Annotated in this window: 23 protein-coding genes; 12 read left to right on the top strand and 11 right to left on the bottom strand. The window is 73.7% G+C overall.

Annotation, left to right across the window (positions count from 1 at the left end):
• Nucleotides 1–5 precede the first annotated feature (5 nt).
• The 5 genes from typA (at nt 6) to AC3RJ9_RS07350 (ending at nt 5,390) form a co-directional block, all read left to right on the top strand.
• Nucleotides 6–1,916, top strand: coding sequence for a translational GTPase TypA (gene typA, locus AC3RJ9_RS07370; protein WP_489727622.1), 1,911 nt, complete (start codon nt 6–8; stop codon nt 1,914–1,916).
• Nucleotides 1,909–2,475, top strand: coding sequence for a hypothetical protein (locus tag AC3RJ9_RS07365; RefSeq protein ID WP_036382667.1), 567 nt, complete (start codon nt 1,909–1,911; stop codon nt 2,473–2,475). The genes typA and AC3RJ9_RS07365 overlap by 8 nt, the downstream gene beginning before the upstream one ends.
• Nucleotides 2,472–2,798 carry a ferredoxin gene (gene fdxA, locus AC3RJ9_RS07360; RefSeq protein WP_002855160.1) on the top strand — a complete coding sequence of 109 codons (327 nt, stop codon included), beginning with the start codon at nt 2,472–2,474 and terminating at the stop codon, nt 2,796–2,798. The genes AC3RJ9_RS07365 and fdxA overlap by 4 nt, the downstream gene beginning before the upstream one ends.
• Before the next feature lie 5 nt (nt 2,799–2,803).
• Nucleotides 2,804–3,955: a succinyldiaminopimelate transaminase gene (gene dapC, locus AC3RJ9_RS07355; protein ID WP_123244006.1), complete on the top strand. Its 1,152-nt coding sequence runs from the start codon at nt 2,804–2,806 to the stop codon at nt 3,953–3,955.
• 148 nt (nt 3,956–4,103) lie between these two features.
• Nucleotides 4,104–5,390, top strand: coding sequence for a citrate synthase (locus AC3RJ9_RS07350; protein ID WP_073117070.1), 1,287 nt, complete (start codon nt 4,104–4,106; stop codon nt 5,388–5,390).
• Nucleotides 5,391–5,500: 110 nt separating this feature from the next.
• On the opposite strand, the gene AC3RJ9_RS07345 is transcribed toward AC3RJ9_RS07350, so the two are convergent.
• Together AC3RJ9_RS07345 and dapD are read right to left on the bottom strand one after the other, a co-directional pair.
• Entirely contained in the window at nt 5,501–6,496 is a 996-nt protein-coding gene (locus AC3RJ9_RS07345; protein ID WP_230259645.1) for a DUF559 domain-containing protein, read from the bottom strand.
• A 279-nt stretch (nt 6,497–6,775) separates the two neighbouring features.
• Nucleotides 6,776–7,741 carry a 2,3,4,5-tetrahydropyridine-2,6-dicarboxylate N-succinyltransferase gene (dapD, locus tag AC3RJ9_RS07340; protein WP_002855156.1) on the bottom strand — a complete coding sequence of 322 codons (966 nt, stop codon included), beginning with the start codon at nt 7,739–7,741 and terminating at the stop codon, nt 6,776–6,778.
• A gap of 69 nt (nt 7,742–7,810) precedes the next feature.
• On the opposite strand from dapD, the gene dapE reads away from it, so the two are divergent.
• Nucleotides 7,811–8,947 carry a succinyl-diaminopimelate desuccinylase gene (gene dapE / locus AC3RJ9_RS07335; RefSeq protein ID WP_036339183.1) on the top strand — a complete coding sequence of 379 codons (1,137 nt, stop codon included), beginning with the start codon at nt 7,811–7,813 and terminating at the stop codon, nt 8,945–8,947.
• Nucleotides 8,948–9,008: 61 nt separating this feature from the next.
• Here the strand turns inward: dapE and AC3RJ9_RS07330 are convergent, their stop codons facing one another.
• From AC3RJ9_RS07330 to AC3RJ9_RS07315, 4 genes are all read right to left on the bottom strand, one after another.
• Nucleotides 9,009–9,896 (bottom strand): amino acid ABC transporter permease, encoded by an 888-nt coding sequence (locus tag AC3RJ9_RS07330; RefSeq protein ID WP_036339187.1) that lies wholly within the window; start codon nt 9,894–9,896, stop codon nt 9,009–9,011.
• Nucleotides 9,893–10,573 (bottom strand): amino acid ABC transporter permease, encoded by a 681-nt coding sequence (locus AC3RJ9_RS07325; protein WP_049146610.1) that lies wholly within the window; start codon nt 10,571–10,573, stop codon nt 9,893–9,895. Before AC3RJ9_RS07325 ends, AC3RJ9_RS07330 begins: the two co-directional genes overlap by 4 nt.
• A 105-nt stretch (nt 10,574–10,678) precedes the next feature.
• Nucleotides 10,679–11,572, bottom strand: a complete 894-nt coding sequence (locus tag AC3RJ9_RS07320; RefSeq protein WP_123244004.1) for a glutamate ABC transporter substrate-binding protein — start codon at nt 11,570–11,572, stop codon at nt 10,679–10,681.
• A 47-nt stretch (nt 11,573–11,619) separates the two neighbouring features.
• On the bottom strand, nt 11,620–12,354 hold the full coding sequence (locus AC3RJ9_RS07315) for an amino acid ABC transporter ATP-binding protein (RefSeq protein WP_179288613.1): 735 nt from the start codon (nt 12,352–12,354) through the stop codon (nt 11,620–11,622).
• A gap of 178 nt (nt 12,355–12,532) precedes the next feature.
• On the opposite strand from AC3RJ9_RS07315, the gene AC3RJ9_RS07310 reads away from it, so the two are divergent.
• The 3 genes from AC3RJ9_RS07310 to AC3RJ9_RS07300 all read left to right on the top strand — a co-directional run bounded on the left by AC3RJ9_RS07310 (nt 12,533) and on the right by AC3RJ9_RS07300 (nt 14,028).
• Complete coding sequence (locus AC3RJ9_RS07310; protein ID WP_123244003.1) at nt 12,533–13,336, top strand: LOG family protein; 804 nt, start codon at nt 12,533–12,535, stop codon at nt 13,334–13,336.
• Entirely contained in the window at nt 13,333–13,677 is a 345-nt protein-coding gene (locus AC3RJ9_RS07305) for a cell division protein DivIVA (RefSeq protein ID WP_489727621.1), read from the top strand. Before AC3RJ9_RS07310 ends, AC3RJ9_RS07305 begins: the two co-directional genes overlap by 4 nt.
• A 180-nt stretch (nt 13,678–13,857) precedes the next feature.
• A complete protein-coding gene (locus AC3RJ9_RS07300; RefSeq protein WP_002855133.1) occupies nt 13,858–14,028 on the top strand; it encodes a DUF3117 domain-containing protein in 171 nt (56 codons plus the stop codon).
• A gap of 78 nt (nt 14,029–14,106) precedes the next feature.
• Here the strand turns inward: AC3RJ9_RS07300 and AC3RJ9_RS07295 are convergent, their stop codons facing one another.
• A complete protein-coding gene (locus AC3RJ9_RS07295) occupies nt 14,107–14,757 on the bottom strand; it encodes an O-methyltransferase (RefSeq protein ID WP_123244002.1) in 651 nt (216 codons plus the stop codon).
• Nucleotides 14,758–14,953: 196 nt separating this feature from the next.
• On the opposite strand from AC3RJ9_RS07295, the gene AC3RJ9_RS07290 reads away from it, so the two are divergent.
• Both AC3RJ9_RS07290 and AC3RJ9_RS07285 read left to right on the top strand, forming a co-directional pair.
• Nucleotides 14,954–15,820, top strand: coding sequence for an anti-sigma factor family protein (locus AC3RJ9_RS07290; RefSeq protein WP_061867036.1), 867 nt, complete (start codon nt 14,954–14,956; stop codon nt 15,818–15,820).
• Between the two features lie 60 nt (nt 15,821–15,880).
• Nucleotides 15,881–16,489 carry a twin-arginine translocase TatA/TatE family subunit gene (locus AC3RJ9_RS07285; protein WP_049147241.1) on the top strand — a complete coding sequence of 203 codons (609 nt, stop codon included), beginning with the start codon at nt 15,881–15,883 and terminating at the stop codon, nt 16,487–16,489.
• A gap of 48 nt (nt 16,490–16,537) precedes the next feature.
• On the opposite strand, the gene AC3RJ9_RS07280 is transcribed toward AC3RJ9_RS07285, so the two are convergent.
• Genes AC3RJ9_RS07280 through AC3RJ9_RS07270 form a run of 3 tightly spaced genes read right to left on the bottom strand, consistent with a single transcriptional unit; the run spans nt 16,538 to nt 19,783 of the window.
• Nucleotides 16,538–17,686 carry an Mrp/NBP35 family ATP-binding protein gene (locus tag AC3RJ9_RS07280; protein ID WP_123244001.1) on the bottom strand — a complete coding sequence of 383 codons (1,149 nt, stop codon included), beginning with the start codon at nt 17,684–17,686 and terminating at the stop codon, nt 16,538–16,540.
• Nucleotides 17,683–18,474, bottom strand: coding sequence for a DUF1003 domain-containing protein (locus AC3RJ9_RS07275; RefSeq protein WP_036382691.1), 792 nt, complete (start codon nt 18,472–18,474; stop codon nt 17,683–17,685). Before AC3RJ9_RS07275 ends, AC3RJ9_RS07280 begins: the two co-directional genes overlap by 4 nt.
• A gap of 40 nt (nt 18,475–18,514) precedes the next feature.
• Nucleotides 18,515–19,783, bottom strand: coding sequence for a magnesium transporter MgtE N-terminal domain-containing protein (locus AC3RJ9_RS07270; protein ID WP_036339212.1), 1,269 nt, complete (start codon nt 19,781–19,783; stop codon nt 18,515–18,517).
• A gap of 92 nt (nt 19,784–19,875) precedes the next feature.
• Between AC3RJ9_RS07270 and AC3RJ9_RS07265 the strand changes: the two genes are divergently transcribed.
• Nucleotides 19,876–20,652: a YflT domain-containing protein gene (locus AC3RJ9_RS07265; protein WP_101967527.1), complete on the top strand. Its 777-nt coding sequence runs from the start codon at nt 19,876–19,878 to the stop codon at nt 20,650–20,652.
• Nucleotides 20,653–20,658: 6 nt separating this feature from the next.
• Here AC3RJ9_RS07265 and AC3RJ9_RS07260 read toward each other — a convergent pair whose 3' ends face one another.
• Nucleotides 20,659–22,464, bottom strand: coding sequence for a pyruvate kinase (locus AC3RJ9_RS07260; RefSeq protein WP_123244000.1), 1,806 nt, complete (start codon nt 22,462–22,464; stop codon nt 20,659–20,661).
• Between the last annotated feature and the right edge of the window lie 26 nt (nt 22,465–22,490).

Below are 22,490 nucleotides of genomic sequence, written 5' to 3'. Positions count from 1 at the left end.
CGCCCATGACCTCGACCGAAACCCGCCGCTCCGATCTGCGCAACGTGGCCATCGTGGCCCACGTGGACCATGGCAAGACCACGATGGTGGACGCCATGCTGCGCCAGACCGGTGCCTTCAACACGCACGGCGACGTCGCCGAGCGGGTCATGGACTCCGGGGACCTGGAGAAGGAGAAGGGGATCACGATCCTCGCCAAGAACACCACGGTGTTCTACTCCGGCCCGTCCGCCCCCGAGGGCGAGACCGTCACCATCAACGTGATCGACACCCCCGGCCACGCCGACTTCGGCGGCGAGGTGGAGCGCGGCCTGTCCATGGTGGACGGCGTCGTGCTGCTCGTGGACTCCTCCGAGGGCCCGCTGCCCCAGACCCGCTTCGTGCTCCGCAAGGCCCTCGCGGCCAAGCTGCCCGTGATCCTCGTGGTCAACAAGACGGACCGCCCGGACGCGCGCATCGACGGGGTCGTCTCCGACTCCATGGACCTGCTGCTCGGCCTGGCCTCGGACCTGGCCGAGGAGGACCCGGACCTGGACCTCGACTCGGTGCTGGACGTCCCCGTCGTCTACGCCTCGGGCAAGGCCGGCCGCGCCTCCCTGACCCAGCCCGCCGACGGCGCCCTGCCGGAGGCCGAGGACCTCGAGGCCCTCTTCAACGTGATCATGGAGCACATCCCGGCCCCGTCCTACACCGAGGGCGAGGTCCTCCAGGCGCACGTCACCAACCTGGACGCCTCCCCGTTCCTCGGCCGCCTCGCGCTGCTGCGCATCTTCAACGGCACCCTCCGCAAGGGCCAGCAGGTCGCGTGGGCCCGCCAGGACGGCGCCCTGAAGACCGTGAAGATCACCGAGCTGCTGGCCACCAAGGGCCTCGAGCGCGTGCCCGCGGAGGAGGCCGGCCCGGGCGAGATCGTCGCCGTCGCCGGCATCGAGGACATCATGATCGGCGAGACCCTCACCGACGCGGAGAACCCGAAGCCGCTGCCGCTGATCACGGTGGACGACCCGGCCATCTCCATGACCGTGGGCATCAACACCTCCCCGCTGGCCGGCCGCGTCAAGGGCGCCAAGGTCACAGCGCGCCAGGTGAAGGACCGCCTGGACAAGGAGCTGATCGGCAACGTCTCGCTCAAGGTGCTCCCCACCGAGCGCCCGGATGCGTGGGAGGTGCAGGGCCGCGGCGAGCTCGCCCTGGCCATCCTCGTCGAGCAGATGCGCCGCGAGGGCTTCGAGCTCACCGTGGGCAAGCCCCAGGTGGTCACCCGGACCGTGGACGGCAAGGTCCACGAGCCGATGGAGCGCATGACCATCGACATCCCCGAGGAGTTCATGGGCGCGGTCACGCAGCTCATGGCCGCCCGCAGGGGCCGCATGCAGGAGATGTCCAACCACGGCACGGGCTGGATCCGCATGGAGTTCCTGGTCCCGGCCCGCGGCCTGATCGGCTTCCGCACCCGCTTCCTCACCGAGACCCGCGGCGCGGGCATCGCCTCCTCCTACGCGGCCGGCTACGAGCCGTGGACCGGTGAGATCGAGTACCGCACCAACGGCTCCCTCGTGGCCGACCGGGCGGGCTCCGCCACGCCGTTCGCCATGATCAACCTGCAGGAGCGCGGCACCTTCTTCGTGCAGCCCGGCGCCGAGGTGTACGAGGGCATGATCGTGGGCGAGAACTCGCGCGCTGACGACATGGACGTGAACATCACCAAGGAGAAGAAGCTCACCAACATGCGTGCGGCCTCCTCCGAGTCGTTCGAGGGCCTGACGCCCCCGCGCCGGCTCACCCTGGAGGAGTCCCTCGAGTTCGCCCGCGAGGACGAGTGCGTGGAGATCACCCCCGAGGACATCCGCATCCGCAAGGTCGTCCTGGACGCCAACGAGCGCCTGAAGGCCGCGCGCGCCCGCGCCCGTGCCTGATCGCCCCCGCCGCCGCGCCCGGCCCGCCGACGTGGTGGGCGGGACGCTGCTCGGCGTCGTCGCCGGCGCGCTCGGCACCGCCGTGCATCTGAACCTGGCCTCCCTGCCGGGCGGCTGGACCCTGCCCTGGGGTGCGGTGCTGGCGCTCGTGCTCGTCGGCTCGACGCAGCGCTGGTGGATGGTCCGACGCGCGGACCGCGGCGGGCGCGCCCTGCCGGCGGGGGCCGCGGTCGTCGCCGGCGCGTTCACCGCCGTCCTGGCCCTGCAGCGCCTGCCGGTGGACGACGCCCTGGGGGTGTCCTGGACGACCGGCCTGTGGGCGGCGGCGCCGGGCGCCGTCGTCGCCTCCGTGGCCTGGAACGTCGGTCAGCCGGCGCTCGGCCTGGTCCTGCTGGCCGCGGGCCGGCGGCTGGACCGCCGACCCGCAGGGGTCGCCGCCGGTGCCACGCGCCCCCGCCGGGCGACTGTGACCGCCCGCGAAACGCGTCCGGGGGAGCGAGTACCCTGGACCGCAGCCCCGCAACCCCGTGCCCAGAGAGAGGTGGACGGTCAGTCATGACCTATGTGATCGCGTTGCCGTGTGTGGACGTCAAGGACAAGGCGTGCATCGACGAGTGCCCCGTGGACTGCATCTACGAGGGTGAGCGCATGCTCTACATCCACCCGGACGAGTGCGTCGACTGCGGTGCGTGCGAGCCGGTGTGCCCCGTCGAGGCCATCTACTACGAGGACGACACCCCCGACGAGTGGGCCGAGTACTACAAGGCCAACGTCGAGTTCTTCGACGACCTGGGCTCCCCGGGCGGCGCCGCCAAGCTGGGCATGATCGCCAAGGACCACCCGATCATCTCCGCCCTGCCCCTGCAGAACGCCGACGCCTGAGCCCCATGCTGACGCTGCCGGACTACCCGTGGGACACGCTCACCCCCTACCGTGAGCGTGCCGCCGCCCACCCGGACGGCGTCGCGGACCTGTCCATCGGAACGCCGGTGGATCCGACGCCGGCGCTGATCCGCCGGGCCCTGACCGAGGCCGCCGACGCGCACGGCTACCCGACGACGCACGGCACGGACGCCCTGCGCCGCGCGGTCGTCGACTGGTACGCCCGGCGCCGCGGGGTGTCCGGGCTGGACCCGGCGGCCGTGGTGCCCACGGTCGGGTCCAAGGAGTTCATCGCGTGGCTGCCCACGCTGCTCGGGCTGGGTGCAGGCGACGTCGTCGTCCACCCCGAGGCCGCCTACCCCACCTATGCGGTGGGCGCGCTGCTGGCCGGGGCGGAGGCCGTGGCCGCGGACGACCTCGACGCGCTGGCGCCCGAGGTGCGTGAGCGGGTGCGCCTCGTGTGGACCAACTCGCCGGCCAACCCCACCGGCGCCGTGCTGGACGCCGCGGCGCTGCGCCGCACGGTCGACGCCGCCCGCGCCGTGGGCGCCGTGGTGTGCGGGGACGAGTGCTACGCCGAGCTCGGCTGGGACGCGTGGGACGGGGCCGTCGTGCCCTGCATCCTGTCCGACGAGGTCTCCGGCGGCGACCTGACGGGCCTGCTGAGCGTCTACTCGCTGTCCAAGCAGTCCAACCTCGCCGGCTACCGCGCCGCGTTCGCCGCGGGGGATCCGGAGCTCGTGGCGACCCTGGTCAACACCCGCAAGCACGCGGGCATGATCGTGCCCGCCCCGGTGCAGCACGCGATGGCCGTGGCCCTGGCCGACGACGCGCACGTCGCGGAGCAGAAGGACCGCTACCGCCGCCGTCGGGACGCGCTGCGCACCGCCCTGGAGGCCTCCGGCCACACGGTGGACCACTCCGAGGCGGGGCTGTACCTGTGGACCCGGCGGGCGGACCTGGATCCGGCCGACGCCACGGCGCAGGACTCGTGGGACCTGCTGGGCGAACTGGCGGACCTGGGCATCATCGCCGGGCCCGGCGTGTTCTACGGTGCTGGCGGCGACGGCTACGTCCGCGTGGCGATCACCGCCACGGACGAGGCGGTCGCCCGGGCCGCGGCGAGACTCACCGCCCGCGGGCCGCGGACCGGCTGAGCCGGGGTCGGGGGCCGTCGTCGGGGGAAGCGACCGCGCGTCCCGGGCCGGTCCTTGATAGTTTGGAGCAGAGTCGTCCCCGTGTGGGCGCGCCCACGCCGGCGCGTGAACCCGGGCCATCGAGAAGACAAGACGAGGGAGCACACCCGTGACCCATCACGAGTCCGTCCGGCTGACCGTCGGCGAGCAGAGCCTGGACCTGGGCGTCGAGCACGCCACAGAGGGCAACAACGGCATCAACATCGCCCCGCTCCTGAAGGAGACCGGCGACGTCACCTACGACCCGGGCTTCATGAACACGGCGAACGCCAAGTCGGCCGTCACGTTCATCGACGGTGACCAGGGCATCCTGCGCTACCGCGGCTACGCCATCGAGGACCTCGCCGAGCACTCCTCCTTCATGGAGGTGGCCTACCTGCTGATCTACGGCGAGCTGCCCGAGTCCAAGGAGACCCTGGAGGCCTGGGAGACCAACATCCTGCGCCACAACATGGTGCACGAGGACCTCAAGCTGTTCTTCAACGGCTTCCCGCGGGACGCGCACCCCATGCCGGTGCTGTCCTCCTCCGTGTCCGGGCTGTCCACGTTCTACCCGGACTCCCTGGACCCGCACGACCCGGAGCAGGTCCACATCTCCACCGTGCGTCTGCTGGGCAAGCTGCCGGTGCTGGCCTCCTACGCGTTCAAGAAGTCGCTGGGCCAGCCGTTCATGTACCCGCACAACTCGCTGAACTACGTGGAGAACTTCCTCCGCCTGTGCTTCGGCGTGCCGGCCGAGGAATACGACATCGACCCGGACGTGGTCAAGGCCCTCGACCTGCTGCTCATGCTGCACGCGGACCACGAGCAGAACGCCTCCACCTCGACGGTGCGCCTGGTCGGCTCCACCCAGGCCAACCTGTTCGCCTCGGTGTCCGCCGGCATCAACGCCCTCTACGGCCCGCTGCACGGTGGCGCCAACGAGGCCGTGCTGAACATGCTCCGGAAGATCAAGTCGGAGGGCATCACGCCCGAGGACTTCATGGAGAAGGTGAAGAACAAGGAGGACGGCGTCCGTCTGATGGGCTTCGGGCACCGCGTGTACAAGAACTACGACCCGCGGGCCAAGATCATCAAGAAGACCGCCGAGGACATCCTGGGCAAGATGGGCGGCAACGACGAGCTGCTGGAGATCGCCCAGCGTCTCGAGGAGAAGGCCCTCGCCGACGACTACTTCGTGGAGCGCAAGCTCTACCCGAACGTCGACTTCTACACCGGCGTGATCTACAAGGCCATGGGCTTCCCGGAGAAGATGTTCACCGTCCTCTTCGCCCTGGGCCGCCTGCCCGGCTGGATCGCCCAGTGGCGCGAGCTCATGGAGGACCCGGCCACCAAGATCGGCCGCCCGCGCCAGATCTACGTGGGCGAGCAGCTGCGCCAGTACCCGCAGCGCTGACCCGGGGGCACTGACCCTGGGGCGCTGACCCTGCGTTTGGGGGCGGTTTCGGGTGGTATTCCGACGGAATACCACCCGAAACCGCCCCCAATGCGTTCGCCGGAGCGTCTTCATGTCGAGGCGGAGTGGCCGAGGCGGCGTCGGACCACCGCGACGACGCCACGGAAGTCCTCGCGCCCATCCGCCCAGGTGACGCGGAGCGTCGTCCAGCCGCGCGCCTGCCCGTAGCGGTCCCGGCGGGCGTCGCGCGCCTGCTGCTCCCGCGTGCGGTGCCCCGCACCGTCGTACTGCAGGGCCAGGCGCACGTGGCGGTAGGCCAGGTCGGCCACGGGGGAGAAGGGGTCCCCGGGTTCGAGCGCGGCCTGCAGCTCCGGCTCCGGCAGCCCGCCGGCCACGAGGGCGAGGCGCAGGCGGGTCTCGGGCGGCGAGTCCGCCCCGACGCGAACGGAGTCCAGCGCCTCCCGGGCGGCCGGGCGGCCATGGAAGCGTCCGGACGCGTGCAGCGCGGACCGCAGCGCGGTGATCGTGGTGGCCGGATCCGTCCGGCCCGCGGGCGTCCACGGGTGCCGGACGGCGTGGTCGCCGGCGGCCACGAGGTCCTCGAACGTCCACGGAGGAGTCAGGGAGCACAGGTCCAGCCAGGTGCGATCGACGGTGGTAACGCGCAGGCCGTGCACGTGCGTGACGAACTCGGGCGCCAGCGGCCTGCGGTGGTCCATCAGTCCGGCCCGCCGGACGCGTCGTGTCCCCCGAGCCACGGTGAGGTGCACCGGCGGGTCGGCCTCGAGCTCGCCCGTCGCCGGGTCGCGCCGCCGCCAGGCTCGCGCGGGCATCGGCAGGCCGTGCAGGTGGGCCGCGGTCTCGTGGGAGAGGACGGCATCCGGGCGCCGCCGCAGGAGCGCGGCGAGGTGATCGGGGGAGAAGCCGTGCCCGGGCTCGGGAAGGCCCAGGTCGGCCCAGCCCGTGCCAGGGCGTGCCCGCTGCCGGTGGAAGCCCTGTCCGACCCGCTCCAGGTCCGACCGGCGGGCGCGGTCGGGCGGCAGCCCCAGCCGGGCCAGGTCCGTGGCCAACAGCACGGCGGGCTGGTCGGGCGGCAGAGGAGTCACGACGCGCGGCATGCACCCATCGGCCGACGCCGGCGGGGCGCCCGGGGCGGGGTGGCCGCGGCACGGGGACGACGCGCGGGGCGGGCGCTGCTGTGCAGGAGCCGACGGCCCGCGCCGCGTGCCGCCGTCGTCGTCTTCCCGCCCCCGGACCGCCGGGGAGTTCCGGGGGCGATACTGGGCGTTATCCCGGCGGGATACCACCGGAAATCGCCCCCCAACGCGGCGGGGAACGGGGAGGGAAGGGTCGCGGGTCGCGGGCCGGGGACCGGGTGCGCCGGGTCAGTTCGCGTGCAGCGCCGCGTTCAGTTCGACGGTCCGGCCGGCGCGGGGGAGGGCCTCGACCCCGCCCGTGGTGGAGTTGCGGCGGAACAGCAGGTTCGGCACGCCGGAGAGGTCCACGGCCTTCACGGTTCGCGCCGCCTCGCCGTCCTGCAGCACGCTCACGCGCGTGCCCGCGGTGACGTACAGACCGGCCTCGACCACGCAGTCGTCGCCGACGGAGATGCCCACGCCGGAGTTCGCGCCGAGCAGCACGTGCTCGCCGATCACGATCCGCTGGGTGCCGCCGCCGGAGAGCGTGCCCATGATGGACGCGCCGCCTCCGACGTCGGACCCGTCGCCCACCACGACGCCGGCCGAGATCCGGCCCTCCACCATCGAGTGCCCCAGGGTGCCCGCGTTGAAGTTGACGAAGCCCTCGTGCATCACGGTCGTCCCCTCGGCCAGGTGGGCGCCCAGGCGCACCCGGTCCGCGTCGCCGATGCGCACCCCGGAGGGCACGACGTAGTCCGTCATGCGCGGGAACTTGTCCACGCCGTACACCTGCACGGCGCCGCGGGCACGCAGCCTCGCCCGCGTCAGCTCGAAGTCGGCGACCGCGCAGGGTCCGTGGTTCGTCCACACCACGTTGGTGAGCAGCCCGAAGACGCCGTCGAGGTTGAGCTCGTTCGGCCGCGCCAGGCGGTGCGAGAGGGCGTGCAGGCGCAGCCACGCGTCCGCGGTGGAGGCCGGGGCGGCGTCCAGGTCGACTTCCAGCTCGACGACGGCCTGCGTGGTCCCGCGGTCCGCGTCGTCCGCGGCGAGGGCGCGCAGGGTGTCGCGCAGCGAGGCGTCCGCAGCGGAGAGCGGGCCGGCCACGGGGGCGGGGAACCACACGTCCAGAACGGCGCCGTCGGCGGCCGTGGTGGCCAGGCCGTGGCCGGAGACGAGACGGGGGGAGGGCTGCTGTGCAGCGGTCTGGGTCATGCGCCTCAGCCTACTGAGTGGCGGTGGCACGCTGCAGGGCGGTGGGAGGCGCGTCCGTAGACTGGACACATGAGTCTCACCCCCGTGCCCCTGCCCGACCTCGCCGATCCGGACCTCGACGTCGCGGCGCTCACCGCCACCCTGCTGGACGTGCGCTCCGTCTCGGGGGAGGAGGGGCCGCTGGCCGACGCCGTCGAGCAGGCCCTGCGCGCCCTCGGCGGCCTCGAGGTGCGGCGGTTCGGGGACGCCGTCGTCGCCCGCACCGCTCTGGGGCGGCCGACCCGCGTGATCCTCGCCGGGCACCTGGACACGGTGCCCCTGCCCACCGTGCCGGGCTCGCGCGGGACCGTGCCCTCGGCGTGGGACGGGGACGTGCTGTACGGCCGCGGGGCCGTGGACATGAAGTCCGGCGTCGCCGTGCAGCTGGCCCTGGCCGGCCGCTTCGGCCGCGCGGACGGCCCGACCCCCGTGCACGACGTCACGTGGGTGTTCTACGACCACGAGGAGGTCTCCTCGGACCTGTCGGGCCTCGCCCGCGTGGCCCGCCAGGCCCCCGAGCTGCTGGAGGGCGACTTCGCGGTGCTGCTCGAGCCGACCGACGGCGTCGTGGAGGGCGGCTGCAACGGCACGTGCCGGTACCGCGTCACCTTCTCCGGTGTCGCGGCGCACTCGGGCCGCGCCTGGCGCGGCGACAACGCGATCCACAAGCTGGCCCCCGTGCTCACCGCCCTGGCGGCGTACGAGCCGGCCACGGTCACGGTGGAGGGCCTGGAGTACCGCGAGGGGCTGCACGCGATCCGCGTGGCCGGCGGCGTCGCGGGCAACGTCATCCCGGACGAGGCGTCCGTGGACCTGAACTACCGGTTCGCTCCGGACAAGACCCTCGACCAGGCCCACGCGCACGTGCGCGCGGTGCTGGAGGGGGCCGGCGTGGACTGGGACGCCCAGGTGCGGATCGACGACGCCTCGCCCGCCGCCCGCCCCGGTCTGGACCGGCCGGCCGCCGCCGCGTTCGTCGCCGCCGTCGGGGGAGAGCCCCAGCCCAAGTACGGGTGGACGGACGTGGCCCGGTTCTCCCAGCTGGGCGTGCCCGCGGTCAACTTCGGCCCCGGCGACGCCCTCCTGGCCCACACGGACGACGAGCACGTGCCCCGCGAGGCGGTCCACGCGTGCCTCGCGGCGCTCACGGCCTGGCTGGCCGGCTGACCCGACGACGTCGGCCGGTGCCAGCCGCCCGACCTGCGGGCCCGCCTCGCCCGCCGCCCGGTCAGCCCGCCGTGTCCGTGGGCGCCCCGACGCGCGGGGTCGTGGGGGCGCTGGCGTCGCCAGCCGTCCGCGACGACAGCCGCCGCGAGAGCCGGGTGGCCGCCCAGGTGAGGAGGAAGTTGATCACGATGAAGATCATCGCGGCCACCACGAGGGACTGCAGGATGTTGCCGTTGCCGGAGCCGAGCTGGCGGGCGTACTGCAGGAGTTCGAAGAAGCCGATGAGGTAGCCCAGCGCCGAGTCCTTGAGGATCACCACGAACTGGCTCAGCAGCGACGGCAGCATGGCGATGAGGGCCTGAGGCACCTCCACGAGCCGCAGGGACTGCATGCTCGTCATGCCCACCGCCGCGGCCGCCTCGCGCTGGCCGCGCGGCAGCGAGCGCACCCCGGAGCGCACCAGCTCCGCGATCACAGACCCGTTGTACAGGGTCAGCGCCGCGATCACCGCGTAGTACGGGCCGTCCTGGGGCTGGATCGCCCCGGTGCGCGCGACCTGTGCGAACAGCTGGTAGAAGAACACCATCATCACGAGCACCGGCACGGCCCGGAAGAACTCCACGACGACGGCGGCCAGCCAGCGCACCGGGCCGACCGGGGCCAGCCGCAGGAAGCCGAACACCAGGCCGAACACCACGGAGGAGACCACGGCGATGCCCGCGGACTGCAGGGTGAACTGCAGGCCCGGCAGGTAATAGTTCCGCCACGCGTTGCCGTCGACGGCGGCCAGCCAGCGGCGGCCGGAGAGCTGGCCGGTGGCGTTCATCTGGATCAGCACGAGCACCGCCACGACCAACACCGCGGCGAGGGAGACGAGGTTGGCGAGGAGGATCCGCCGGCGGGCGATCGGACCCGGGGCGTCGAAGAGGACGGAGGCCTGGGCACTCATCGGGCCACCGCCCACTTCTCCGAGGCCCACGTGGTCAGCAGGCCGATGGGGATGACGATCAGGCAGAAGCCGATCGCGAAGGTCAGGAAGATCGCCACCATCACGTCCGGGCTGAACTCGATCATGCGCTTCATCAGGCCCGAGGCCTCCGCCACCGACGCCGCGGCGGCGACGGTGGTGTTCTTGGTCAGCGCGATCACGGTGTTGCCGAGCGGGGTGATGGCCCCGCGCAGCGCCTGGGGCAGGATCACGTGGCGGGCCGCGGGCAGGAAGCCCAGGCCGATGGAGCGGGCGGCCTCGGCCTGCCCGAGCGGGACGGTGTTGACGCCGGAGCGGATCGCCTCGCACATGAACGCCGCGTGGTAGAGCGAGAGGGCGATCACGGCGTAGATGAAGAAGTTCAGCGTGAAGTCGGACGAGAAGCTGATCTTCAGCTGTCCCCAGACGGCGAGCACGCCGAGCAGCATGATGATCGTGAGCGGGGTGTTGCGGACCACGTTGACGTAGCCGGCGCCGAGGGCGCGCAGCGAGGGGACGGGCGAGATGCGGAACAGGGCGAGCACCACGCCGAGGACGAACGAGCCGAGGGTCGCGAGGAACGCGAGCCTGATGTTCGTCCAGAACGCGAGCGGGATGTCCGCGCCGTAGTCCGCGAGGAGCGAGGAGATCGATTCCATGAGTTCTCCGAGGGTCGGGACAAGGCTGACGGGCAGGGGAGCCGCCGGGCGGGCCGAGGGTGACGGTTCAGGTCACGTCCCAGGCCCACCCGGCGGCGCAGGTCGTCAGGCGCAGGGCTCGAACTCGGCGTCCTCGCCGGAGTTCAGCGTCTCGTCGTAGGTGTAGCCCGTGCCCTCGGTGTTGGACTCGAGGGCCTTCTCCCACTCGCCGGAGTCCTTCATCTCCTTGATGGCTTCGTTGATGTCCTCGCACCGCTCCGAGTCCTTCGGCAGACCGACGCCGTAGCGCTCCGTGGTGAAGGTGTTGCCGACGACCTTGAACTTGCCCTTGTTGGCGTCGGCGGCGGCCAAGCCCGCGAGGATGATGTCGTCCGTGGTCACGGCGTCCACCTGGCCGGACTCGAGGTAGGTCACGCATTCGGCGTAGCCGCCCTGCTCCACCAGGTTCACGCCGGAGGCGAACTGGTCCTTGATCTTCTGGGCCGAGGTGGAGCCGGTGACGGAGCAGAGGTTCTTCCCGTCGAGGGCCTCGGGGCCGGTGATCGCGGTGTCGTCCGCGCGGACCAGCAGGTCCTGGCCGGCCACGAAGTACGGGCCCGCGAAGGCGACGCGCTCCTTGCGGGCGTCCGTGATGGAGTACGTCGCGAAGATCATGTCGACCTCGCCGTTCTCCAGGGCGTTCTCCCGGTTCGCAGACGGGGTCTGGACCCACTCGATGTCCTGCTCGGCCACGCCGAGCTTGTCCGCCACGTAGCGGGCCACGTCCGTGTCGAAGCCGGTGGGCTGGGCCGAGCCCTCGCGGTAGCCCAGGCCCGGCTGGTCGAACTTGATGCCGATGCGCAGGCTCTCGCCGGAGCCGGACGACGTCGACTCGCCGGCCGAGGACGAGCCGGCGGCGTCGCCACCGCCGCCCTGCGAGGACGACGGCGCGCAGGCGGTGAGGGACAGCGCGGCCGCGGCGGTGACGGCGGACAGGGTCAGGAGCTTCGTGCGGAGCATGGTGCTCTCCTCTGGTTCGGTGCGGTGGGGTGCGACGGGGGACGGGGTCAGTGCGCGAGGATCTTGCCCAGGAAGTCCTGGGCACGCTCGTGTCGGGGGTTCGTGAAGAAGGTGTCGGGGTCGGTGTCCTCGAGGATGGCGCCGTCGGCCATGAAGACCACGCGGTCCCCGGCCTTGCGGGCGAAGCCCATCTCATGGGTGACCACGACCATGGTCATGCCGCCCTCGGCGAGCTGGACCATGACGTCGAGGACCTCCTGCACCATCTCGGGGTCGAGGGCGGAGGTCGGCTCGTCGAAGAGCAGGGCCTTCGGCTCCATCGCCAGGGCACGGGCGATGGCCACGCGCTGCTGCTGCCCGCCGGAGAGCTGGGCCGGCATCTTCCTCGCCTGCTGGGCCACGCCCACGCGCTCGAGCAGCTCCATGGCGTGCCGCTCGGCGTCCGCCCGGCGCTTGCCCTTCACCTTGATGGGCCCGAGGGTCACGTTCTCCAGGATCGACTTGTGCGCGAAGAGGTTGAAGGACTGGAAGACCATGCCGATCTCGGCGCGCAGCTGGGCGAGCTGTCTGCCCTCGGTGGGGAGCGGCCGCCCGTCGATCAGGATGCGGCCGCCGTCGTCGTCGATGGTCTCGAGCCGGTTGATCGTGCGGCACAGCGTCGACTTGCCGGAGCCGGACGGGCCGAGGACGATCGCCACCTGGCCGCGCGGGATCCGCAGGTCGATCTGGCGGAGGGCGTGGAAGTCGCCGAAGTGCTTGTTGACGCCCTCGAGGACGATCAGGTCATCGCCCGCGGCACCGCGACGGCGCCGCACACCGGCCTCGTCGGGGAGGTGGGCGCCGTGGGGCTGCTCAGGCGTGATCTGCGTCATGCCAGTGGAATATAGCGCACGCCACACCCGGCGCGGTGCGCCGTGCGACGCCGGCCCCGGCGGCCCGCCGGCTCGTTAGGCTGGCGCCATGGCCCCACATGAGCACCCCTCGGGCGGCGACGTCGCCGCCAAGCCCCAGCGCGTCCGCCGCGGCGGGCAGGTCCTGCGCGGGGAGGCGGCGCGCACCCCCACGTTCGACCAGCTCCTCCTCGACGGCCGGCGGCCCGGCGACGCCGCACGCCCCGCCGCCGACGTCGCCTCGACGACGTCCGAGGCCTGGCGTGTCCTGCGCATCCAGGCCGAGTTCGTCGAGGGCTTCGGCACCCTCGCGGGGCTGGGTCCCGCGGTCTCCGTGTTCGGCTCGGCGCGCACGCCCGAGGGCAGCGCCGAGTACGCCCTGGCCCACGAGGTCGGGACCCGCTTGGCCCGGGCCGGGTACACGGTCATCACCGGTGGGGGGCCCGGCACCATGGCGGCCGCCAACCGGGGCGCCCACGAGGCCGGTGGAGAGTCCGTGGGCCTGGGCATCGAGCTGCCGTTCGAGACCGGTCTGAACCCCTGGGTGCACGTGGGGGTGGACTTCCGCTACTTCTTCGTCCGCAAGGTCATGTTCCTCAAGTACGCGCAGGGGTTCATCGTGCTGCCCGGCGGCCTCGGCACCCTGGACGAGCTCTTCGAGGCCCTCACCCTCGTGCAGACCGGCACCGTCACCCGCTTCCCCGTGGTCCTCGTGGACCGCGGCTTCTGGGGCCCGCTCGTGGACTGGATCCGCGGCACGCTCGTGGAGCGCGGCATGATCTCGCCCGAGGACCCGGAGCTCGTCCAGCTCGTGGACACGGCGGAGGAGGCCGTCGCGTGCGTGCTCCGCTCGGCGGGGAGGGCCGACGCGTGAGCGGGCCGCAGTGGATCGTCCTCGTGGCCGTGCTCGTCGTCGTGCTGGCGGCCCTGGCCGCCGCCCTCGCGGGCCGGCTCACGCTCCGGGCCGGCGACCCGGCCGGGAGGACGCCCGGGCACCCCGTGCTGCTGCCGGAGCGGCCGCGCGCGGCGGACGTCGGCCTGCTGCGGCTGGCCGTCGCGGTGCCCGGCTACCAGCGGGACCAGGTGGACGCCGTCCTGCTGCGGCTGCGGGACGCCCTCGCGGAGCGTGAGGACCAGGCGACCGCACTGCGGGCCCGGGTGGCCGAGCTCGAGGCCGCCGACCCGTCCCGGAGCGATCCGGCGGGGCGCGCCTGAGTCGCGGGCCGGGCTCGGTGCGGGCCATCGTTTGGCGCGAGCACGCGGAATCCGCGATAATGGTGATGTGACCGGCCTCGCGCACGCCCGCGTGCGGGGGCGCCGGAGGCGTCCGGACAGCGCCCGCTCCCGCGGTCGCCGGACGCCGTGACGGGAACATCATCCAGAAGGGAAGTCGCAATGGCCGCCATGAAGCCCCGCACCGGGGACGGTCCCATGGAAGTGACCAAGGAGGGGCGCAGCCTGATCATGCGCGTGCCGATCGACGGCGGCGGCCGTCTCGTGCTGGAGATCAACGCGGACGAGGCCCGCGAGCTCAAGGAGTGCCTCGAGGGCGTCATCCAGGCCTGAGCCCGGACCCCTTCGACGCGGACGCCCCGCGCACCGTCACGGTGCGCGGGGCGTCCGCGTCCCCGGCGACGCCGCGGATCAGCGGCGCACCGCGATCAGCACGCCCGTGCCGGAGGGGACGACGGCGGACAGCCAGTGCTCGTCCTCCCGGATGAGGCGGTCCACCGCCCGGGCGGACACGGTGGACTCGTCGCGCACGGCGGGCCGGGGAACGCGGTCCCCGTCGAGGGCGTCCACCACGACGAGCACGCCGCCGGGGGCGAGCACGCGCGCGGCCTGCTCGACGTCGAACTGACGCGCGGCCGGGTCCCCGTCCACCAGGACCATCTCATAGGCGCCGCTCGTGAGCCGGGGGAGGACGAGCCGGGAGCGCCCCGTGATCATGCGGGTGCGGCTCGTGGGCAGGCGGGCCTCCGAGAACGCCTCGCGGGCCGCACGCTGGGCCTCCGCGTCCGGGTCCACGGTGGTGAGGACCGTGCGCTCGGGCAGACCGCGCATCAGGGCGAGCCCCGAGACGCCGGCGCCCGTGCCCACCTCCACGACCGCCGCGGGGGCCCGTGTGGCCGCCAGCACCGTCAACAGGGCCGCCGTCCCCTCGCTCACCGGCGGCACGTCCAGCTCGGCGGCGCGCTCGCGGGCGCGCAGGACGACGTCGTCCTCGGTGGCCCGGCTCTCCGACCAGGCCCAGGACGCGTGCTTGTCGGTGGGCTGGGGCTGCAGGGCGCTCATGGCTGACTCCGGGACGACGACGGCGGGACCTCGCCCGCGGCACGGGCGACGCGGGCCAGTGTACGGGCCGGCACGCGGCCGGGACCCAGTGTTCTCCCAGGAGGCGGGCCGATGATGGGACACGGCACGAACCGGCTCCCGCCGTGCGGGAGGCCGTTCGCCGGACCGAGGACGCGAGGACCGAGGAGGTGGCCGCATGGGACGTCGACACACCCAGCGCCACATGGACGCCTACCTCGAGGGCTCCCTCCCCGCCGCGTCCCGGGCGCGCATCGCCCGCCACCTGGACCGCTGCCCCGAGTGCCGCGCCACCGTCCAGGCCCGGGCCCGCGTGCTCGACGCCGCCCGCACGGTGCACCAGCGTCCGGCCGGCGCCGTCGTCGCCCCGGTGCTGCGCGCCCGCGGCGTCTCCGGCCGCCTGGTGGTGGGGCTGCTGACCTTCGTCGTCCTGCTCGGCGGGCTGTTCACCGCGGTCTGGGTGGCCGGCGCGCCCCGCACCACGGCCCAGCGCACGGCCCCGACGGACACCGTCGCCCTGCCGGCGGCCGGGACCGCGTCGACGGACCGGCGCGGCACCGTCGCGGAGCTGCGGGGTCAGGGCTGGACGGTGCCCTCCCTCGTGGGGGCCGGACTGGAGCCGCTCACCGTGGACACCACCCAGACGGCCGAGGACGTGGAGGTCGTCGTCGGCTGGGGCCGGGACGAGCCGACCGTGACCGTCCGCGAGTGCCGACCCCGGATCGAGGGAGCCACCCCGGAGGGCTGTGCCTCGACCGCGCCCCTGAGCACGGGGGCACAGGAGCGTCGGCTGGCCGGCGGCGGCGTCTACCGGATCGTCCCGGCGGGGGAGCAGGACGGCTGGACGGCCGAGCTGACCACGCCCCAGGCCGCCTACCGCGTGGAGGCCAGCCTGCCGGACGAGCGCGCCGACGCGGTCCTCACCCACCTGCTGGTCTCCGAGCGGGCACGGGTGCTCGAGCTGGGCGGCGGCGACGCCGTCGAGGAACGCCTCGAGCGAGGCCTCGAACGCATCGCGGACGCCGTGCCGCGCCCCCGCGGCTGAGCCGCCCCGCCCCCGCGGCTCCGGGCTGTGGGGCGGTGCCGCTCTAGTAGAGTTGGGAGGGTGTTTGGTATCAACGGCGGCGAGTTCATCATCTTGGCGGTGCTCGCGATCGTCATCCTCGGGCCGGAGAAGCTCCCCGAGTACACGCGCGCCTTCACCGACTGGCTGCGCGTCATGCGCGACAAGGCCGAGGGTGCCAAGGCGCAGTTCAAGGAGGAGACCGGCACGGACTTCGACGAGGTGGACTGGCGCAAGTACGACCCCCGCCAGTACGACCCGCGCCGCATCATCCGCGACGCGCTCCGCGAGCCTGCCGGCGGCTCGTCCACGCCCGCGTCCCGGGCGGCGCAGGCGACGGGCGTCAGCGCCGAGGACGTGCACGGCGGCCTCACCCGCCAGGACCTGGCGGACATGGATCCGCGCACGCTCTTCCGCCGCCCCGCCGGGGCCGGCAGCACCGCCGCCGCGGAGTCCGGTGCCGCCGCACAGACCCGGTCGACCGCGCCCGCCGCCGGGGCGGCCGCCGTGGGCGGCGCCGCCGCAGCCCTGATGGCCTCCGGCCGCGCCGAGGCCCTCGCCGAGGAGCGTCCTGCCGCCGTGGAGACCGCACCGGACCCCCTCGAGCTGCTCGGGCTGGCACCCGCCCCCTTCGACGTCGACGCGACCTGACGCCGTCGCGCGCGTCGGGTGCCCCGGCCGGGGCGCCGGCACCCGAGGTCAGCGCGGGGTGAACGGCAGCGGCCGCCCGGCCAGCCCGCGCGGCCGCACGGCCAGCCGCTGCGCGATCTCCGCCAGCGCCCGGCCCGCGGGGCTCTCCGGCGCGGACACCACCACGGGGTCGCCGGCGTCGCCGCCCGCCCGCAGCGCCGGGTCCAGGGGAACGGTGCCCAGCAGCGGCACCTGGGTGCCCAGCACCCCGGACAGCCGCTCCGCCACCTCGGCGCCACCGCCGGTTCCGAACACATCCAGGACGGTGCCGTCCGGCAGGGTCATCGGCCCCATGTTCTCCACGACCCCGGCCACGGTCTGGCCCGTCTGCTCCGCCAGCTGACCGGCGCGCGCGGCCACCTGCGCGGCGGCGTGCTGCGGCGTGGTCACCACGAGCAGCTCCGAGGCGGGCAGCAGCTGCGCCGTCGAGATCGCGATGTCCCCGGTGCCCGGGGGCAGGTCCACGAGCAGGACGTCCAGGTCGCCCCAGTGCACATCCGTGACGAACTGCTCGAGCGCGCGGTGCAGCATCGGCCCGCGCCAGGCCACCGGCCGGTCCGCGTCGAGGAACATGCCGATCGAGATGACCTTCACGTCCCGCACCACGGGGGGCAGGATCATCCGGTCCAGCTTCGTCGGGGTGCCGGTCACGCCCAGGAGCCCGGGGATGGAGTAGCCGTGCACGTCCGCGTCGATCAGGCCGACGGCGAGCCCGCGCGCGGCGAGCGCGACCGCGAGGTTGGCCGTGACCGAGGACTTGCCCACGCCGCCCTTGCCCGAGGCCACCGCGAGGACGCGCGTGAGCGTCCCCTCCCCGAACGGGTTCGTCGGCCGAGTCGCGCGCAGGGCGTCCTGCAGCGCCAGGCGGCGCTCGGGCTCCATGACCCCGACGCGAACGTCCACGGATTCACAGCCGGGCACGACGGCGACGGCGGCGGCCACGTCCGTCTGGATCGTCCCGCGCAGGGGGCACGCGGCGATCGTGAGCAGGACCGCGACCTCGACGACGCCCGGGGCGGTCTCCACGACCGACTCCACCATGCCGAGGTCGGTGATCGGGCGGCGGATCTCGGGGTCCTGGACCGTGGCGAGCCGTTCCAGCACCCGGCGCTCGAGGTCGGTGCGGACCTCGGGCACGGGCAGGCCCAGGGCGCTCATCGGCCGCCCCCGTCCACCGGGCCCGCACCGTCGGCGGGACCGGCCGCCGGACCGGACCCCCCGGCCTCGCGGGCCTCCTGGGCCGCGAGGGTGGCGAGCGTGGTGGTCGTGGGCTCGGCGCCGGCGTCGCCGCGCCGCGCATCCCGGCCGCGGCCCTTGGTCTTCTTGTTCTTGCGGGGCTGGGCCTCGGCGCCCGGGAGGCCGGCGCGCAGCTCCTCCCGGATCTCCTCCCGGATCTCCTCCCGGATCTCCTCCCGCAGCTCGGCGCGCAGCGCCTCGCGGAGGTCGTCCCTGAGGTCGTCCTGGACGCCGCGCAGCTCGCCGCGCACGAAGTCGCGCGTGGCGACCTCCTGGACGGCCAGCCGCAGACCGGCGATCTCGCGGGTGAGGAACTCGGTGTCGGCGAGGTTGCGCTCGGCGCGGTCACGGTCCTCGCGCAGCGCGACCCTGTCCCGGTCGTCCTGGCGGTTCTGCGCCAGCAGGAGCAGGGGTGCGGCGTAGGACGCCTGGAGGGAGAGCATGAGCGTGAGCGCGGTGAAGCCGAGCTCGGCGGAGTCGAACCGCCACTCCATCGGGCCGAACGTGTTCCAGCCCAGCCAGGCGGCGCAGAACAGCGTCATCCAGACGAGGAACTGCGGGGTGCCCATGAAGCGGGCGATGCCCTCGGTGGCCTCGCCGAAGGCGTCCGGGTTCGGGGCCAGCCGGGGCACGCGGCGCCCGCTGGCGCTCAGCGGGGTGTCCAGGCCGGTGCCGCGGCCCGGGCGCAGGTCTCGCGCGGTCTGGGTCATGCTCACACCTCCGGTGTCGTGCGGCGGCGGGCCGCGGGGGTCAGGTTGCGGGGCGGGTCTCGGCGTCGTCGAGGTCCATGGCCCGCCAGTCGTCGGGCAGGATGTGGTCGAGCAGGTCGTCCACGCTCACGGCCCCGACGACGCGGTCCTGCTCGTTCACCACGGGGATGCACGTGAGGTTGTAGGTCGCGAGCTCGCGGGTCACATGGGCGATGGGGGCGAGGTCCGAGACGGGCTCGAGGTCCTTGTCCATGATGTTGCCGATCGCCTCCGGCGGCGGGTACCGCAGCAGGCGCTGGAAGTGGACGACGCCGAGGAACCGGCCCGTCGGCGTCTCCAGGGGCGGCCGGGCCACGATCACGAGCGAGGCCAGCGCGGGGGAGATCTCCTGCTGTCGGATGGTCGCCATGGCCTCGGCCACGGTGGCCTCCGGGGGGAGGATGACCGGCACGGGGGTCATGAGCGAGCCCGCGGTGCCCTCCTCGTACTCGAGCAGGCGCCGGACGTCCTCGGCGTCCTCCGGCTCCATGCGTTCGAGCAGCAGCTCCTGCTGGGAGTCGGGCAGCTCGTGGAGCAGGTCCGCCGCGTCGTCCGGGTCCATCTCCTCCAGGACGTCGGCGGCGCGGTCGATGTCCAGCTGGGAGAGGATCTGCACCTGGTCGTCGTCGGGCAGCTCCTGGAGCACGTCCGCGAGGCGTTCGTCCTGCAGCTCGCTGGCGACCTCGACGCGGCGCTTCTCCGACATGTCGTGGAGCATGTCCGCCAGGTCGGCGGGCTTGAGGTCCTCGTGCGCGGCGAGGAAGCTCGTGGCCCCCTGCGGGTCGGCCTGCGCCGTCCAGCGGGCCTCGTCCCAGTTCAGCAGGAGGTGCTCGCCCCGCTGGGCGCGGCCGAAGGGGCCGCGGCCGACGATGCGGCGCACGTACAGGTCCGAGACCAGCCAGTCGCCGTTGCGCTGCTGCTCCAGCCCGATGTCCTCCAGGAAGGCCTCGCCCGACCCGTCGGAGAGGCGCACCTTCCGGTCGAAGAGGTCGGCGGCCACCATCTGCTCGGCGCCACGGCGGGAGAACCGGCGCAGGTTGATCAGCCCGGTCGTGATGATCCGGCCCGAGTCCATGGACGTCACCCGCGTCATCGGGACGAAGACGCGCTTCTTGCCGGGGACCTCGATCACGAGGCCGGTGGCGAACGGGGCTGCGGCGGGGCCGCGGTCCAGCACGACGACGTCGCGCAGCCGTCCCAGGCGGTCGCCGAGGGGGTCGAAGACGTCCAGGCCCAGCAGGCGGGCCACGAAGATCTTGGGGGAGCTCACCGACCCAGCCTACGGCGTGCCGGGCCGCGGCTCCGTGTCCGCGGACGGCGGACCGCCGCCCGCCCGGGCGCCGGGCCGGGCACAATGGGTCCATGTCGTTCATGATGTCCAACCCTCAGCCCGGCGCCGAGCAGGGCCTGCCCCGCGGAGAGCTGCTGGCCACCTACGCCACCTACGCGCAGGCGCGCGAGCAGGTGGACCGCCTCGCCGCCACGGACTTCCCCGTGAGCGCCGTGTCGATCGTGGGCAAGGACCTGCGGGTCGTGGAGCGGGTGCGCGGCCGGCTGAACTACGCCCAGGTGGCGTTGTCCGCGGGAGTGCGCGGCGTGTTCTTCGGTGGACTGATCGGCGTGTTCCTCTACCTGCTGGCCCCCGAGGCCGGCCCGGGGCAGATCCTCACCTCCATGCTGCTGGGCCTGGCGGTGTGGCTGATCTTCGGCGTGATCGGCTTCGCGATGCGTCGGGGCCAGCACGGCTTCGCGTCCTCGCAGGCCGTCGTGCCCACGGCCTTCGACCTCGTGGTCGCGTTCGACCACGCCGCCCGCGCCCGCCAGGAGCTGGGCCTGGGCGGTGCCGCGGCCCCGACGCCGCAGCCGGCCCCGCAGCCGGCGCCCGCCCCCGCCGCGGAGGAGGCCGGGGGCGGGTCCGTGCAGGCCACCCCGGCCGCCGCGCCGTCGTCGGGCGGGTCCCACGCGGCGCCGGCCCCCGGCGGAGCCAAGGCGTCGGCCCGGCCCACTCCGGAGGCGGACACCGCGCCCACCGGCCTGGACCGCTCCTACGGCGTGACCCTGCCCCCGGAGGAGGTCGCCAAGCTCATCGAGGCGCGCGGCGGCCACCCGCCCCGGCCCCAGGACGAACCGCGCGGCTGAGCCCCGTCAGAGGGACCAGGACTCGAGTCGCCGGAGCATGTCGCGCTTCTTGCTCGCATGACCGTGCATCCGGCCCAGGATGTCGCCGAGGACGGTGACGGCGCGGTCGATGTACGGGCCCTTGTTCAGCATCGCGGCCTCGGCCCGCTGCGCCATCGCGGCGTCCGTGATCTCCGCCCGTGAGGGCAGGCCGGTCTTGGCGAGGGACTCGAGGACCTGGGTGGCCCAGATCGCGGGCACGTGCGCGGCCTCGCACAGCCACAGGATCTCCTCCTGCAGCTCGGCCATGCGTTCGAAGCCGGCCTCCACCGCCAGGTCGCCGCGGGCGATCATCACCCCGACGTCCCGCCAGCGCATCGCCTCGAGCAGCATCCGCGGCAGCTGACGGAAGGCCTCCACCGTCTCGATCTTCAGCGTGATGTCCACGTCCGGCGCGTCCTCGGCCTCGAGCGCATCGATCAGCTGGGCCACGTCCTCGGCCGAGCGGACGAAGGACATGTTCACCATGTCCGCGTGGCGGGCCGCGAACGGGATGTGGGCGAGGTCCTCGTCCGTGAGGGCCGGGATGGCCAGGTGCGTGTCCGGGAAGTTCACGCCCTTCTCCGCCTTGAGCTTCGCCCCGCGCGGGCCGGCCTGGGTCACCTCGAGGGTGATCTCGTCGTCGGACACCGCCGTGATCCGCGCGCCGATCCGTCCGTCGTCGAGGGAGACCCGGTCGCCGACCGCCGCGTCCGCGAACGCCTGCGCCAGGGTGAGGCCGATCCGGTAGGGCGGCGCGTCGACCGCCGGGACCGGCTCGAGCGAGCGGGTCAGCACGATCTCCTCGCCCTCGTGCACGCGCATGGACTGCTCGAGCGGGGGCAGCTGGCCCACCTCGAGCGGTCCGTGCGGCGTCGTCAGCGCCGTGCCCGTCGCCCAGTAGACCGTCTTCTCCGCCCGCACGAGCACGCCCTCGCCGTCCACCTGCTCGACCTCCAGCCTGCGGTGTGCACCCCGCGCATCGGTCAGCTCGATCTCGTCGCCGCGCTGCAGGACCGCCAGGGTCTTCCCCTCCGGGTCCGCGAGCGGCACGACGACGGCGCCGTCCGGCCGGTCCGCTGTGGCCACGGCGTCGTGGGGCCCGGCGGCGAGCCACACGCGGGAGGGCTCGGTGACGATCCCGGAGGGGTCCCGGGCGGGCTTCACCTTCACGACGCGCGGTCCCGGCTCGATGGGGCCGGTGCGCACCTTCGGCCCGGCCAGGTCCATCGCGACCAGGGGTGCGGGCCGGCCCGCACCGGCACACCGGCGGACCGCCGCGATCATGGCGGCCCACGCCTGCTCGTCGTCGTGGGCGCAGTTCACGCGCGCCAGGTCCATGCCGGCCTCGGCGATCCGGGCCACGAGCTCCGGGTCCGTGGCGGCCTCGGAGGGCATGGTCACCATGATGCGCGCGTCCCGGTCGCCGCGGGCCGGACCGAGCAGGCTCGCCGCGTTGCGGGCGAGGATGGCGCGGCCCTCGGCGGAGGTCAGGGCGTCGTCCTCGGGCGCGGGGGCGGGGTCGCCGTCGAGTGCGCGGGCGGCGGCCAGCACGGCGTCCACGTGGCCCAGCACGCCGGCCTCCATGCGGCCCAGAGAGGACAGTCCGGCGTCGCTCAGCGCCTCCTGCAGGGGCCGCAGGTCGGTGCCGCGCAGGGCGACGTAGTGCACGAGGTTCCGGGCCGAGGCCCGGTGGCGCTCCCGGACGCGGGAGATGAGGTCGGCGTGCTCCGCCTCGGCGGAGAGGAGGCGGTCGCGGAGGGCGGTGAGCTCGGTGGTCAGGTCGATACCCATGGTCCGAACCCTAGGAGCGCCCTCCG

It is taken from the genome of Micrococcus sp. 63XJN7_6_ISO-PGPR-S23-444, assembly GCF_058072765.1.
The sequence above is the reverse complement of the archived record's forward strand: the minus strand, read 5'-3'. Positions and strand labels throughout refer to the sequence as shown.